The 15,147-nt window shown below is 60.3% G+C and carries 10 protein-coding genes; all 10 read left to right on the top strand.

Translation table 11 applies throughout. The features are described from left to right. The first annotated feature begins 306 nt into the window (after positions 1–306). The 10 genes from PDMSB3_RS33700 (at position 307) to PDMSB3_RS33655 (ending at position 15,147) form a co-directional block, all read left to right on the top strand. Complete coding sequence (locus PDMSB3_RS33700; RefSeq protein ID WP_165189721.1) at positions 307–1,686, top strand: undecaprenyl-phosphate glucose phosphotransferase; 1,380 nt, start codon at positions 307–309, stop codon at positions 1,684–1,686. Between the two features lie 20 nt (positions 1,687–1,706). Beyond that, complete coding sequence (locus PDMSB3_RS33695) at positions 1,707–4,085, top strand: YjbH domain-containing protein (RefSeq protein WP_165189284.1); 2,379 nt, start codon at positions 1,707–1,709, stop codon at positions 4,083–4,085. A gap of 18 nt (positions 4,086–4,103) precedes the next feature. Next, entirely contained in the window at positions 4,104–4,820 is a 717-nt protein-coding gene (locus tag PDMSB3_RS33690) for a carboxypeptidase regulatory-like domain-containing protein (RefSeq protein ID WP_165189281.1), read from the top strand. A gap of 159 nt (positions 4,821–4,979) precedes the next feature. Next, positions 4,980–6,296, top strand: coding sequence for a hypothetical protein (locus tag PDMSB3_RS33685; RefSeq protein ID WP_165189278.1), 1,317 nt, complete (start codon positions 4,980–4,982; stop codon positions 6,294–6,296). Positions 6,297–6,845: 549 nt separating this feature from the next. After that, entirely contained in the window at positions 6,846–8,378 is a 1,533-nt protein-coding gene (locus PDMSB3_RS33680) for a mannose-1-phosphate guanylyltransferase/mannose-6-phosphate isomerase (RefSeq protein WP_165189275.1), read from the top strand. 143 nt (positions 8,379–8,521) lie between these two features. Next, positions 8,522–8,977 (top strand): arsenate reductase/protein-tyrosine-phosphatase family protein, encoded by a 456-nt coding sequence (locus tag PDMSB3_RS33675; RefSeq protein WP_165189272.1) that lies wholly within the window; start codon positions 8,522–8,524, stop codon positions 8,975–8,977. A 653-nt stretch (positions 8,978–9,630) separates the two neighbouring features. Next, positions 9,631–10,683, top strand: a complete 1,053-nt coding sequence (locus PDMSB3_RS33670; protein WP_232064391.1) for a polysaccharide biosynthesis/export family protein — start codon at positions 9,631–9,633, stop codon at positions 10,681–10,683. Further along, entirely contained in the window at positions 10,680–12,947 is a 2,268-nt protein-coding gene (locus PDMSB3_RS33665) for a polysaccharide biosynthesis tyrosine autokinase (RefSeq protein ID WP_232064390.1), read from the top strand. The genes PDMSB3_RS33670 and PDMSB3_RS33665 overlap by 4 nt, the downstream gene beginning before the upstream one ends. Positions 12,948–13,051: 104 nt before the next feature. Continuing rightward, complete coding sequence (locus PDMSB3_RS33660) at positions 13,052–14,314, top strand: hypothetical protein (protein ID WP_165189267.1); 1,263 nt, start codon at positions 13,052–13,054, stop codon at positions 14,312–14,314. Next, entirely contained in the window at positions 14,311–15,147 is an 837-nt protein-coding gene (locus PDMSB3_RS33655) for a glycosyltransferase (protein ID WP_165189264.1), read from the top strand. Before PDMSB3_RS33660 ends, PDMSB3_RS33655 begins: the two co-directional genes overlap by 4 nt.

Below are 15,147 nucleotides of genomic sequence, written 5' to 3'. Positions count from 1 at the left end.
TTCCGCCAAGATCGCGCTGTGTCGACATAGTGGCTGCGGTGCCCATGTGAGTTGGACACGCGTGGCATGTCGAAAAAAGATCGCCCATTTGTTGTGTTCATCAGGCCGGCATGTCTTGCGACTGGATGAGCAAAAACAGGTTTTCGCGCCGGGGTGTTGTTGTCGCGAATAACGAGGTGATGGAAACACGAGATAAGAACTGTTGAAGCCGACACAGGTTCAACAGCTCTACATAAACGTTTGGCGCGAGAGACCAGCGTGGGGGTAAAAATGGACACGGCAAACTTTAGACCGCAGATAGGGGCGATATCGGGGTTGCAGAGCCCGATTGCGCGTTTGCTCGACGTGATGCTTGTCGTGTCGGGCGCATTGGCTGCGGCGCAAGTGAGGTTTGGGGATCTTGCGCAGAATCGAATTGACAGCGCGTTCGTAACGTTTGCAGCGGCTTTTACGCTGGTTCTTTTTCCAGTGCTCGGCGTTTATGGCTCATGGCGTGGACGTGCCATGTTGCGGTTGGTGGGACAGGTGTCGTTTGCCTGGCTCATTGTTCAGGGCAGCGGGCTCGTGCTGATGTTCTCGCTGCATCGTACGGATTATGTGTCCCGTCTCTGGTTCGCGTATTGGACCGCGCTGAGTGGCGGCGCGCTGATCGTTTCGCGCGTGGCCGTGCGTATCGTGCTGGAACGCGTCCGGCATGCCGGACTCAATCTGCGCCGGGTCGCTGTGGTCGGATGTGGCGCGCATTGTCAGCAGGTGGTACGCAATATCGAAAGCGCGTCGGCCAGCGGCTTTCGCGCGGTAGTGGCATTCGATCTGCGGCCGGTTATGGGCATTGTCGGATCAGGAGTGCCGGTTTTTGACGACGTAAATAAATTTGCTGCCTACGTCAGATCCCAGGGCGTGCAGGAACTGTGGCTCGCACTGCCATTGTCGGAAGAGCAGGTCATCTCGCGTTTCGTGAGTGAGTTCCGCGACGATCTCGTGAACGTGCGCTTCGTGCCGGACATGCGCAGCGTCGCGCTTTTCGACAGCGATGTGATCGATTTGATCGGTATGCCCGCGATCAATCTGGTGGCATCGCCAGTGCCGGCACGCGCCTTGTTGAAGAAGGAGATATTCGATCGCGCATTCGCCGCACTGGCGCTTATTGCACTCGCTCCTTTGCTGATTACCATCGCGGCCGCCGTCAAGTTGTCGTCGCGCGGACCGGTGTTTTTCACGCAGAAGCGCAAGGGTGCGGACGGACGCATCTTCAGGATCTACAAGTTTCGTTCGATGCGCGCCCATGCTGTTGAATCCGGGGTCATCAAGCAGGCCACGAAAGGCGATCCGCGTATTACGCGAGTCGGAGCATTTCTTAGGCGTACGAGTCTCGACGAGCTTCCGCAGTTCTTCAATGTGCTGTGCGGCCACATGTCGGTCGTCGGCCCGCGGCCGCATGCGCTCGAACACGACGAGCTCTACCAGAAAGTGGTCAACGGATATATCCACCGTTACCGCATCAAGCCGGGCATCACTGGATGGGCGCAGATCAACGGATTCCGCGGGGAAACGGATCAGATCGAGAAGATGCAAGGGCGCGTCGAACACGATCTGTATTACCTGCGTAACTGGTCATTCGGCCTCGACATGAGGATTGTCGTCGCGACGATTGCGAAGGGCTTCGTCCATAGCAACGCGTATTGACGGACCCACAACAACAAAACATGGCCACGACATTGCGCGGACAAACACCACTATCGGCTCGGAGAGCAGTGGCCTTGGCAGTTTCCCTGACATTCCCGGCCTCTGCATTCGCTGTGGAACCCGCGCTAAACGCGTTGGGTCAGGCGGGTGGGCTCGCCATTCCGTATGCGTTTGCATTGCCGGAAGGTACGGTGGAAGTGCAGTACAACAACTATATCGATCCGCGCTACGGGAAACAGGCGACGGACGCGCAGATGTATTGGGGCGCCGTCGGGATGTTGCCGTATGTCGAGCTTTCCGGCGGGCTTGCGAATTATCCGGGCAATGTTCACGCGCCCTTTACGAATGCGGACCACTTTTTTTTTCGTCACTTGATCGGTGACATAAAAATCGAAGTGCCGAAGTTCTTTAAATATCAGCCGAGCATCGCATTCGGTTTGACGGACATAGGCGGACAGACGCATTTTTTCCGCTCGAAATACGGCGTGGTGTCACAGGCGTTTGGACCGGTGACGTTGACTGCCGGTTATGGACAAGGAGATCGGCTTGACGGATTTTTCGGCGGTGCGCAGTTATCGCTCTGGAATACCGGCTTGTCGCTGTTGGCGGAAGACGATTCGAGAACGCCTTACGCGGGCGTCCGTTACCAGTCGCCTCGAATTAGCTGGCTCGCCGATGCAAACGTGATCGGCACACTGATGCGCTCGATCCGTTCGACAACCGGCGTTTCGCCGCGCACGTCGTTTTCCGTGGGTATTCAGATTCCGCTGGGCAAGCGCTTTAGCGCGCAGCGTTGTACCGATGGATTGTGCGAGGGGCCGCAAGCGTTGCCGGTGCAAGCGGCAGAGGATGACGAGCAAGTGTCGATCAGGCTCGCAAGTCTAAGGCCGATCGACGTGCGGAACTCGGCAAGCAGCGTGAACGCTCTTGCCGGTGCGCCGATCGCGTACGTGCCGCCACTGCAGTCGTATGCGTCGGTAATGCTGAGTGAAATCGCGCCCGCCAGATCGTTGGATTCGCCGGCTCCTGCCATGCCGGATGCGCTCGATACATCCGCACTCGACGAAATTGCCGCGCAACTTTTTGCAGCCGGTCTGGAGCGTGTACGTGTCGGCGTGAGTGGGCGTGACCTGGTCGTCGAATATGAAAACCATCGTTACAACCAGAACGAGGTCGACGCGATTGGCATCGCGCTCGGTGTGGCAAGCGTGAATGCGCCGCACGGCACAGAGAAGATTCACGTGGTCATCAAGAAGGCGAATGAGCCGTTGGGCGAAGTCGTTGTCGATCGGGCCGCGTTTGCGCAGTTCATTGCAGGCGGTGCGGCATCAGCCGCCAGCGCCTCGCTGACCATGAGCACGCGGCCGACATATGACCCGGACTCTATTGCGTGGCATGGCAATGAGCACACGCATGGGCTGACGCGCATTCAGATCGAACCGATAGTGAGCTATCTGTACGGTACTGAGTACGGCGTTTTTGATGTATCTCTCGGTGCCAACATCGAGGGATTTGTCCCACTCTGGCGCGGTGCGGAGTTATACGCGAGCTATATCGCGCCGCTCTACAACACGAAGAATATGGATGAGGGTCATGTCTTTAGCGACTACCGCTTGCGTGGAGGGCTGAATGCGGTTGCGTTGGCGCAGAGCTTCTGGATCATGCCGGGGGTTTTCAACGTGGCGTCGGTGGGCAAGTTCGACTACTCGTATGTCGGCGTGCAAAACGAAACGACTGTGTCCGTGCCCGGTCGGCCTGACTTGATCCGTTTGCGCCTCGCTTATTTGCATCGTGAATCCGGCCACGACACCTTGCTGAGTGAGAAGAACGCGCAACTGACGTACCGCTGGGTGCAGCCGTCGTGGAAGCTGTGGATCGAGGCAGGCGTCGCGCGCTTTGTCGGTGGGGACAAAGGTCCGGTCGCGACGTTCACGCGCTGGTTCGACGACGTGTCCGTCAGCGTGCACGGCGAGCATAGCGGGCAAGGCACGTTTGTGGGCGCTGCGGTGAGCTTTCCGCTCACGCTGCGGCAGGGCATGAAGCCGGGGATTAGTCAGGTGGACGGGACGGGGCAGTTCGAACTGGATTTCCGTACGCGGGTTGGATCGACGAATTATCTGTCGGCGAACGGGGCAGAGAGCATGAGCTTCCCGTATAGCACGCAGCAGTTCTTGTTGAATCAAGGGCGCTTTAGTGGAGAGTACTTCTCCATGCAGCTTTATCGGATGCGAGATGCGTATTTGCGGTATGGGCGGCGTGATGGCGACGCGAATAGAACGCAACCTCAGGCGGACGCAAGGGTTCTTTCGACGCGCATCGCACTTTGTCGCGATACCTACGGGAACGGGTTGAAAGGCGTTAGCGATGCACCGGTAGTTGTGCCAGTCAATTGTGAATGATCTTCTTTGGAGATAGCGATGAAGCTTCTTAACGGCGCCACGCTGCGCACGCTGCAGTTCGCATCGATGATGCTTGCGACTAGTGCGCTGGTCGCGTGCGGAGGCGGCCACGATAGCGGCAATGCGCCGGGTGCGACGGTAAGCGGCACAGCCGCTGTCGGCGCGGCACTCGCTAACGCGAGCGTGACGCTGACCTGCAAGAATGGATCAGGGAGCGCGACGGCGAATTCCAATGGAGCGTATTCGGCAACGTTTGCGTTCGACGGGCCTTGCGCCATTTCTGCGACTAACGGCGCAATCAAGATCAACTCGTTTGCGGCCGGCGCGGGAACGTTCAACGTGACGCCATTGACGCAATTGCTGTTGAGCTATCTCGCAGGCCAACTGGGGACGAACGTGAACGGGTTGCTTGCGGGCATCTCGACCAACGCGTCGATCCAGAATGCACTGACGAATAGTGCGGTGATCGCGAATGCTGAGTCTGCGGTTGCCGCGCTGATCCAGAAGCTGTACGGAATAACGCTTTCCTCATCTTCGTTCCTGACAGTTTCTTTCACGCCCGGCGCGCCGGGTGCGGACGCGGATCTAGAAACGTTGCTCGCAGCCGGGGCAATCACGAGTGATGGACAACCGGCTGCATCGCTGGCAGCTGCAGCGTTGGCGGCTGGGGCGTTGGCACCTCTTTCGGGCGGGAGCAACGGGGCGACAGGCGGCACGGGAAGTTCGTCGCAGTAAGCAGATTGCCGCGAAACCGCGGGGAAAGACCTTGCGTGCAGTCCGGATCCGCAGCGGGTCCGGATGCGTTCGGCCGGTAGGGCGCGTGGCGAGTCTATAACGCCAAACAGATGGATGATAACCATGGATTTGCGAAGTACGAGCATTGGCTCGATCCGTATGGCCGCGAAGCGCGCACCTAAGCTGACGGCGTCTGCAATGCTCGCCGGATGCGTCGTAATTGTCTATTACGCAGTGGTGGCCGCTTTCTGCCCAAACGGCCCGTACTTTGACGACTTCTTTTCAATCTTGGAGCCCGTGGTCAATCTGGCAAGGCGGCCCGGCGTATCGGACTGGATCGCGGTGCTGATCAGCCAAAACAATCAGCATCGCGTCATTACGACCCATCTGAGCGCCGTCGCCAGTTGGATGCTGCTGGGGCATGTCTCCTTCTGGGGACTCAACCTCTTTGGCAATCTTCTTTTGCTGCTGGCTGCGGGTTCCATCAAGGCATCCATAGACGCTCCGGACAACGCACGTCATCTTGGTCGAAGTGCCGCAGCGAGCGTCCTCATTATTGCTTGCCTGCTATTCAACTTCTCTTTTTTTCGCCTGCTGTCTTTTCCGATGGCTGCCGTGTCCAATGTCGGTGTCTATGCCTTCGCGATCCTCGGTTTCTGGGCGCTGTTCTCCGGGCGAACCTGGGCGGGGTTTGCCGCGCTGCTCGCGAGTGCGGCTTCGCAGGCTAACGGACTCATCGGCCTGCCGCTGGCCACGGTGTTTTTGCTGCGTCAGCGCGACTGGCGTCGCGCGGCATGGGCCGCTGTCTCCAGTGCGATCGTGATCGGACTGTATTTCAGGCACTACGATTTGCACGCGACCATGTCGCCCATGCTGTCCCCACCCGCCGATGCAAGTCTCGGCGCGCACACCTCGATACCGCTTCGGGTTGTCTATCTGTTCGTTCAGATCGGCTCGCTTGCCATGTTGAACAATCGCGCAATGCATTTGCCAGTCGCGTTCGTGGCGATTCCTTTTTTCACGGGCATCGGGTTGGTGTGGGTGCATTACCGGCTGGTTCGCGAGGGCGCATTAGCTGAACGCCCGGCGCTCGCCGCATTCATGCTCTTTCTGCTGGCTGCTTTTCTCGCCATCACAGTCGTTCGCGTGAGTGCGAGTGTCGACGATTGGGTGCCCGTGCGTTACAAGCTGATCTCATGTCTATACGCTTGCAGTGTCGTCGCATTGTCCGCGGCACAATTCACCCAGCGTCATCCCGGTCGTGTCTCGCTGAGCGGAGTACTCGCTGGATGCGCGATGCTGTACTGGCTGACATCGTTGATCTACCTGCCTGTCCATGTCGCTCATTACCGGCAATACGTCGCGCCGCTCGTGACGGAAGCGTGGTACACCCAGCAACAATCGGACGCTGCCCGCCAGATCCTCGACGAAGCGCAAACGATGGACATCTTCCGTTGGAGACAGCGTATCGATTGAGCGAGTGTGCCGCGGTTTAAAACAGTCCCCTTTTTAAACGCGACGACTGCGCGGCCTCCCGTCAAATACACACTCGCCGTTCGGCACCCATGCCAATCCGGTCGTGCCGGCTTGCCGATTGCTTCGGGCAATGCCGTGTCACGTTACAGCGCCGTGCGCGTTACCCCGGTGTTACGTCACGTTTTCTCTCGGGCCGCTTTGATGCCGGATGTCTTAGGACGTCAGAGCGCGGCGCCTGCATCGTGTCAAGCACTGTAAAGCCCCTCCGAATCAGGCTCTCAACCGGCACTATCGTTCTCGTTAGCAACGTTAAACGAACTGACTCGCGCTGCCGATGCGTTGGCATGGAGCTTGCATTTATACACGTGCGATAAGCGTCTGTCTGAGAGAGGCGCTGCCCAGATCCACTGTCCAGACCAACCCAAGCAACTTCGACGTCGTTCGAGTGTGAGGGAGTGCAGCGGATTCGGCTCGAATTCAGAAAAAGAAAAGCGTCTCGATGCGCTTTCTCCAAGTGTTGTCGGATTATGGTTCCGGGGGTTGTGAACGATGAATACAAAAAATGATGTCACGAGTGATCTCGCTCGGTTGTTCTCCGGCGCGCACGTTCAGGAATCGCTGGATCGCGGGGTGACGACAGTCGTGCCAGTGGTGCTCGCCGGAGGGGCGGGAACGCGCCTTTGGCCGATTTCGCGCGAACACCATCCGAAGCAATTAGCGAGCGTGATCGGCGATGAGACGCTGCTCGCCGCAACCTTGCGCCGCGCCTCGGCCATCGCCGCCAAGCGGACGGTTGCAACACCGCTCGTGGTCTGTGGCGAAGAGCATCGTCACGTTACAACTCGCCAATTGACGCTGAGCGGACTGCAAGCCTCGATCGTACTCGAGCCCGCTCGACGTGACACGGCACCCGCGCTTTCCATCGCCGCCGAGTTGGTGCGCGTTGAGCACGGGGATGCCGTACTCGTCGTAATGCCCGCTGATCACACCATCGACAACGTCGAGTCGTTCCATCGTGCACTCGATCTCGCGATCGCTTACGCGCAGCTCGGTTGCGTCGCGACGCTAGGGATCGTGCCGAGCCGCGCGGATCCCGGCTTCGGCTATCTGCGGTTGGGCGAATCGGTGCGAGCAGAAGGCGTGGAAGGCGGCATGCGGCTCGACGGCTTCGTCGAGAAGCCGGCTCCGGAAATCGCCTCGCAATATATCGAGGCCGGCAACTATCTCTGGAACAGCGGCATTTACGTGGTGCGAGCGAGCGTGTGGCTCGCTGCAATCGCGCAGTTCGCCCCGGACATCCACTCGGCTTGCGAGCGTTCCGTGACGGCAGGCACGCGTGAAGGCACATGTTTTCGCCCCGCGCGCGATGCGTTCGATGCTTGCCCGAGCGACTCGATCGACTACGCGGTGATGGAGAAGCTCGCCGACTGGCCGGAAGCGCCGGTCGCGCTCGCCGTTCCCCTCGATGCGGGCTGGTCAGATCTCGGCTCGTGGAGCGCCGTGTGGGAAGCACTCGATAAGGACACGGACGGTAACGCGGGACGCGGCCGCGTCATGTTCGAAGGTGCCACGGGATGCTACGCGCACTCGGAGGGTCGTCTTGTAGCGTGTGTCGGCGTGACGAATGTGGCCGTGGTCGAGACCGCCGATGCCGTGTTGGTGGTCGATCGTGCGCATGTTCAGGCAGTCAAATCCGTAGTCGGCCGGATCGCGTCTTCGCGAGCGCCGGAAGCTACGTCGCATCGGCTGGTGCGCCGCCCGTGGGGCTGGTATGACTCGATCGACCGGGGCGAGCGCTTTCAGGTCAAGCGGATCCTGGTGGATCCGGGCGCGAGCCTCTCGTTGCAGATGCATCACCACCGCGCCGAGCACTGGACCGTCGTGCGTGGCACCGCCATGGTCACGCGCGGCGACGAGCGCTTTTTGCTCAGCGAGAACGAGTCGACCTATATCCCCGTCGGCGTGACGCATCGACTTGAAAACCCCGGCCGGTTGCCGCTCGAGATGATTGAGGTGCAGTCCGGAAGCTATCTCGGCGAAGACGACATCGTCCGCTTCGACGATACCTACGGCCGCGTCTGATCAGTTCACGCGGTGATGCTTACTCCGGGGAGAGGGACGATGTTCGGTTTTCAATCGATGTGCGCAAGCGTACGCGATATGCAAAACGTGTTCACGACGATAGTCCGTGGTCTTGTTCAAATGAACTCGGATCTACCACGCACATGATCGAACAGGCTCTGATTATCTGCGACGGCAACGTCTGCCGCAGTCCGATGGCCGGTGCGCTGCTGTCGCGGGCAGTACCGAATCTGGCGGTGCGCTCCGCGGGTTTGGTGGCGCTCGCGGGACGGCCCGCAGCACGCCTTGCCATCGACGTGATGACCCGGCGCGGTATCGCTCTCGGCGGTCATGTGGCACAGCAAGTTCATTTGGGTCACGTGCGTGAATCCGCGTTGATTCTCGCGATGACGAATGCGCAATGCCGGGAATTGGAGCGTCGCTATCCGTTTGCTCGAGGCCGCGTGTTTCAACTCGATCAAACGACGAAGCAGGACATTCCCGATCCGTTCGGCAAACCGGAAGCGGTGTTCGAGATGGTCGCACAGCACATCGAACATGCGCTCGAACACTGGGTGGCCCGCGTGGGCGTAACCGAAACGCGCGGAGCGGTGAATTGAAAATGGATCGGCTCATGCGCAACCGGGCAGTGGTGTCGCTGCTTATCGCCATTGCTTCAGCGACGGTTCAGGCGGGCGTCGCTGATCAGACCAGGCAATCGGGTCCAAGCTCGCGGTGGGCAGGCGCAACGTCAAGTGCGGGAGTCAAGGGCACGTCCGTACTGCCTCTCGTGCCTTCGATGGGAAGCAGCCAGTCCGCCTGGCGCGACGATTACGCGTTGCTCCCGACAGAGCGCAGCTTGATGACTCCCGGCGCGAAATCGTCGCGGCAGGTTGCGCGGCGCCACGGCTCGTCCGGGCACGCAAGCTTGGTAGGCAGCGATTTTGCAGCAAAAGCACGCGATCTGGCAGAGACCGCGCCACCTTGGAACAATTCGCCGTGGGCGGGTTCGCCTTGGACAGCGTCACCCCATTGAGTAGCGAGGCATGACGATTTCTCTCACCCATAGTGACTTTTAATCATAAGGATACCGAATAACGTGAGCATTCACTCCTAGCGGCAGCAGTCGAAGAGAAACAACAATGCAAGGAAAAAAATGAATATTCGGCCAAACAACGAGCTAGTCAGGTTTCAGTCGCCGCTATGGCGCCGTCTCTCGCTTGCGGGGTTCTGTCTGTCACTGGCTGCGTGCGCGGCATCGCCGGGGATGCGCATGACTGACAAACAGACCCTGCCGCTGTCGGCTCCGCGTGATGGCGCGCCGGCCCAGGCGCTGAACGTACCCATTCAGGAAGTCGACGTCGATCTCGTCAACCGCATGCGCGAGTTCGATGGGAGCACCTCGTTGCGAAGCGCCGAACTGCTTGCCGCCGCAAACCAGAACGCCGCGTACCGTATCGGCCCGGGCGATGTCCTGCAAATCACCCTGTGGGACCATCCGGAGCTGGCCGCGGCCAATCCGGCTGGTCAAACAGGCGGTGCGCCGCGCGCCAGCGACCCTGCGAGCGGTTTCGTGGTCGACCAGAAGGGAAACGTACAGTTTCCATACGCGGGATCGATTCACGTGAGCGATATGACGCCCGCCGACGCGCAAGTAGCGGTGACCCGCGCGCTGACAGCATTTCACAATCCGCAGGTGACGGTTCGCATTGCGTCGTTTCGCAGCCAGCAGGTCTATGTCGAGGGCGAAGTACGCAGCCCAGGTATTCAGCCGATTAACGACGTGCCGATGACCCTGGTCGACGCGGTCGACCGCGCCGGCGGCCTGCAACCCACGGCGGACAGCAGCCGTATCGAACTCATGCGCGGATCGGCGCGCTACGTACTCAGTCTGACGAGCCTGCTCGACAAAGGCATCAATCCCGCGCACATCGTTCTGGAAAACCGTGACGTACTGCGTGTGATGTCGCGCGAGGATAGCGGTGTCTACGTGATGGGAGAGGTCACCAGGCCGACGCTCGCGCTGCCGCTGCGCAACGGTTCGCTGTCGCTAGGCGATGCGCTCTCGCAAGCCGGCAGCATCAACAGCAATACCGCCGATGCCGCTCAGGTCTTCGTGATCCGCGGGCACGGCGCGAGTAAGCCGGACGTTTTCCATCTCGACGCGAAGTCGCCGGTCGCGATGGTGTTGGCCAATGAATTCATGCTTCAGCCAAAAGACGTCGTCTATGTCGACGGCAACGGACTGGTTCGCTTCAATCGCGTGCTGTCATTGTTGCTGCCGGCAATCAACGCTGGGATGACCGGAGTGGTGCTGGCGAAATGAACGATACCAACTTAAGACACAACGGACGAGTCACGATGGATTTCGCGGATTCACGCGTGACTGAGCCGGCCTCTGACGATGTTCCTCTGTCGAGTTACGTGGATATCGTCCTGACTCGCTGGCGCCTCGTGCTGACCATCACGCTGTGTACATTCTCGATCGGCCTTGCATACGTCGTATTCGGCACACCGATTTATCAGGTGGATTCGACTATCCAGGTCGACGACCCGAGCAACGTCAGCAAGACGCCGCTTCGCGACATCGGCGCCTTGCTCGACACGCAGAGCAGCGCCGCCGCGGAACTTGAACTGGTTCGCTCGCGTAAGGTGATCGATGCGGTGGTGGACCGTCTGCATCTGAATATCGTTGCCGGACCGCGCTACTTCCTTGGCATCGGTCGCTGGATTGCGCGCATGTACAAAGACGGCGGAGTGGCGGACGCACGCTTTGGGTTGCCGCACTTCGCGTGGGGTGGCGAGCGCATCGAGGTCGATCGCTTCACGATGCTGAGCGGGACGCAGGGCGAGGCCGACAACGGCCGGCTGATGGGGGAGAAGTTCACCCTGACGGCCCAGGGCGATGGCCGTTATGTCCTGACCGACGAGCACGATGAGGTCGTGCTGCACGGCCGCGCGGGAGAAGAGGCCACGGGCATGTACCACCGGCAGCCGATCTCCTTGCATGTGACGACGCTCGAGGCGCGACCGGAAACCCAATTCAGCCTTGTGCGCATTCCACGTCTCGAAGCGGTGACGCAGCTTCAAAGCCAGCTCAACGTCGAAGAGAAAGCCAAGCAGTCAGGCATCATCTCCGTGACGCTCGAAGGCGACGATAAGTCTCGTATCGAAATGATCCTCTCGGCGGTGGTCCATGCGTATGTGCAGCAAAACAAGGACTACCGCAACGAGGAAGCGCATGCGACGCTGAACTCGCTCGGGCGCAGTATGCCGGAAGTGCGCGCCATTCTCGAACGCGCCGAGGCGGCTTACACGGCATTCCGGCAGCGCTCCGGAACAGTCGATCTCGACGAGCAGGGTCGTCTGCTGCTCGGCCAGGAAGTCGATGTGCAGACCCGCATCCTCGATCTGAAGCAGAAACAGATCGATCTGGTTGCGCGTTACTCCGATACTCACCCGGCCGTCATTTCGCTGCAGCAGAGCCTGTCGGCACTCGAAGGGCAGGACGGCGCGCTGAAGGCGAGAGCCGAAAAACTGCCCCAGACCGAGCGTGAAGGGCTCGGTTTGCTGCGCGAGGTCCGGGTCAATACAGAACTTTATACGAACCTGCTGAACACCGGGCAGCAACTGAAGGTCGTCGAGGAAGGCCAGATCGGCAGCGTGCGCATCGTCGATGTGCCCGAGTTGCCTGTCAAGCCGGTGAAACCGAGGCAGGCTCTCGTTCTGGCGCTGTCCTTATGCGTGGGGCTGGCGCTGGGTATTGCTGCGCCGTTCTCGCTGCGCGCGGTGTGGGGACGTGTCGAACACTCCGAGCAACTCGAGCAGGCGCTGGGTGTGCCGGTCTATGCGGTCATTCCGAACAGCCGTCAGCAGGGGCGTATCGCACGGCGCCAGCGCGCTGACGATCAAGGTTTGCACGTGCTCGCCCTCGATATTCCCGAGGATCTGACCGTCGACGCAGTGCGCAGTCTGCGCACGACGCTGCATTTCACGATGGCCCAGGCGGACAACAACGTCATCATGGTGACGAGTTCCCAGCCCGGCGCCGGCAAGTCGTTCCTGAGCGCCAACCTGGCTGCGGTGTTCGCTTCGGGTGGCAAGCGCGTGCTGCTGATCGATGCCGATATGCGGCGCGGTCAGGTGCATCGTTACTTTGGTGTGTCAGCCACGCCGGGCCTGCCGGACGCGATTACGAGCGGGTCGCTCGAGCGGGCGGTCAACCGTACCTCGGTCGCGGGCGTCGACGTGCTGCCGCGAGGTGTCGTGGCGCGCTCGGCGGAATTGCTGAACGACGGACGCTTCAAGGCCGTACTGGAGGCCGCCTCGCGTTGTTACGACATCGTCGTGGTCGACACACCGCCTATCCTGGCATTGCACGATGCCGCCGCCATCGGCCGGCTCGGTGCAACGACCCTGCTGTGCGTGCGTCACGGCCGCAGTTCGATGCCGGAGATCCGCGAGGCTGAACGGCGCCTGCGTAATGCCGGCATCCAGATCGGCGGTGTGGTGCTCAACGATGTGCCGCGTCGTCAGGCCGTGTACGGCTCGTATGGCGAAGGCGCATACGCGTATGAGACCGAGGTCTGAGGCCGGGATGAGTACTCTTTCCGCTACATCGACATGGATCGCCGTGTCCTCGCATGCGTTGCTCGACATACCGCGAGGTGTTCGTGTGCAGCAGGGAGCCTGCGATGAACGCTGACCTGCGCATCCCTCCGTTAAGGCCTGTGGCCGCGAGCGGACATCCTCGTGAACCGGCGCGCCGACCGCGTGCACCGTTGCCGCGTGTCCGCGCACGACGCGACGCCGCGGATTGGGTTTTTATCGTGCTGCTTTTCCTGTTGACGATCCAGTTCGTTCAGGTTGGCGGCGCACAGTTGGCGCAACTATTCGCCGTGGTGGCGCTGCCGCTTCTGCTCGTGCAACGGCGCGTTACGGTGAGCGGCTGGGAACTATGGAGCTATGGCCTGTTCCTCTCTGTGACGCTCGCGCTTACCTGGTTCTCTGGCTATTCGCATATCAAGGCGCCCGAGCAGATCATCAAGTTCTCGCTCGTATTTCCAGCGTTCTATCTGATTGGGCGTTATTTCGGCCAGCGTTATCTGACGCGGTTGCTGCCGTATGGCTATTTGGTGCTGTGGGGCTTTCTGCTTTATCAGGTGTGCCTGCAATACCTGAACGTGCCGGTGCTGTATCAGCAAGTCGACTTTATGCAGGGCGCACTGCATGGCTCGTTCAAGGAACGCAACTGGCTCGCCGCCACATTCTTCCTGGCGAGCTACCTGTGCTTTCTTCAATCGCCGCGGCGCATACCGGATATTTTGTGGTTCCTCTCGCTGGGGCTTGCCGTGACTTTGCTCAGCGAATCGAAAACGGTCCTGATTCCGTGCGGAATCGTGTTGCTGCTTCAAGTTCGTGGATACATGGTGCAAAAGGCCTTGCTGATTGCGACGGGTGCGGCCTTTTACGTGTATGAGTTCTCGCGCGAATTATCGGGTGACCTGTTGCAGGTCAAGCTCCAGGAGGAGCGCGGACTCGCCTTCATCGAGTCGGTCAAGCTGCTCGCGCACGACTGGCTCGGGCACGGGCTCGGCTTTGTCGAGTATCACTTTGCGCACTCGGCCGTGGACGTCAGAGGGCTGGGCGAAGGAACCAACGCGGTGTTCTGTTCGCCGCTGGATCTGATGCTGGTCGCCGGACCGTTCGGCCTGTTCGCGTGGGCGGTCTTCTTCGCAGGCCTCGGGCTGGGCCGGCGGGCCACGCTGATGATGATTCCGCTCGCTGCGTGGTCACTCGTCAATCCCATGCACGAGAGTGAAACCTCCTACCTGTTCCTTGGCGTACTGGTGTCGTTTGCGATGTCCGCAAGCTTGAGCCGGCGACCCGGCCTCGCGCCGGTTCAGGAGGTCATGCCTTCTCGCCGCCAGTCTTCCATTCGGGGCTCTTTCCTATGAAATTTTCTCTCATCATGGCGACGCTCGGACGTAGCGACGAGATCGTGCGATTGTTCGATTCGATCGTGCTCCAGGATTATTCGGATCTCGAAGTGATCGTCGTCGACCAGAATCTCGACGACCGTGTGGAGAGGGTGATCGATCGGTACAAAGATCAGCTTTCTATCGTGCATCTGCGGTGCGAAAAGGGCAAATCACGCGCACTCAATGTTGGTCTACGGGCGGTGACGGGGTCGATCGTGGCATTTCCTGACGACGACTGCTGGTACAAACCGGGCACGCTGAAGTACATCGCGGAGCAGTTCGCGGCCAATCCCGGCATCGACGGTTTGACGGGCAATAGCGTTGCCGCTGACGGCACGCCATCGCAAGGCCGCTGGGCGATCCACGCGCAGGATGTCGACCGGTTCAACATCTGGACATGCGCGACGGCGTACACGATTTTCTTGCGCCGCGCCGCAGTGGAGGCCGCAGGAGACTTCGACATCGAACTCGGTGTGGGAACCCATTCGCGCTGGGGATCGGGAGAGGAAGTCGACTACCTGCTGCGCGTTCTGGCGCGTGGACACCGGGTGCGTTACGAAGCGGACCTTCGGATCCATCACCCCGAGCCGCTCGCCGTTCTGGACGAGCAGGCATTCAATCGCGGTCGCCGCTACAACCGCGGCTTTGGCCGGGTGTTGAGGCTGAACCGTTACCCCGCGCATTACGTGGCCTACATGGTTGGCCGCCCGGTCGCCGGGTGCCTGCTTTCATGCATTCGATATTGCCCGGCACAAGCACGGTACTACTGGATTGCGGCATCTCAACGACTACTTGGCTGGATGGACTGA

The sequence above is a fragment of the Paraburkholderia dioscoreae genome (assembly GCF_902459535.1).
Taxonomy (GTDB): domain Bacteria; phylum Pseudomonadota; class Gammaproteobacteria; order Burkholderiales; family Burkholderiaceae; genus Paraburkholderia; species Paraburkholderia dioscoreae.
The sequence above is the reverse complement of the archived record's forward strand: the minus strand, read 5'-3'. Positions and strand labels throughout refer to the sequence as shown.

What these genes read in the sequence shown, in the direction of transcription:
- PDMSB3_RS33695 (WP_165189284.1), top strand. Translation starts at nt 1,707, where the DNA reads ATGGCCACGACATTGCGCGGACAAACACCACTATCGGCTCGGAGAGCA.
- PDMSB3_RS33690 (WP_165189281.1), top strand. Translation starts at nt 4,104, where the DNA reads ATGAAGCTTCTTAACGGCGCCACGCTGCGCACGCTGCAGTTCGCATCG.
- PDMSB3_RS33685 (WP_165189278.1), top strand. Translation starts at nt 4,980, where the DNA reads ATGGCCGCGAAGCGCGCACCTAAGCTGACGGCGTCTGCAATGCTCGCC.
- PDMSB3_RS33680 (WP_165189275.1), top strand. Translation starts at nt 6,846, where the DNA reads ATGAATACAAAAAATGATGTCACGAGTGATCTCGCTCGGTTGTTCTCC.
- PDMSB3_RS33675 (WP_165189272.1), top strand. Translation starts at nt 8,522, where the DNA reads ATGATCGAACAGGCTCTGATTATCTGCGACGGCAACGTCTGCCGCAGT.
- PDMSB3_RS33670 (WP_232064391.1), top strand. Translation starts at nt 9,631, where the DNA reads ATGACTGACAAACAGACCCTGCCGCTGTCGGCTCCGCGTGATGGCGCG.
- PDMSB3_RS33665 (WP_232064390.1), top strand. Translation starts at nt 10,680, where the DNA reads ATGAACGATACCAACTTAAGACACAACGGACGAGTCACGATGGATTTC.
- PDMSB3_RS33660 (WP_165189267.1), top strand. Translation starts at nt 13,052, where the DNA reads ATGAACGCTGACCTGCGCATCCCTCCGTTAAGGCCTGTGGCCGCGAGC.
- PDMSB3_RS33655 (WP_165189264.1), top strand. Translation starts at nt 14,311, where the DNA reads ATGAAATTTTCTCTCATCATGGCGACGCTCGGACGTAGCGACGAGATC.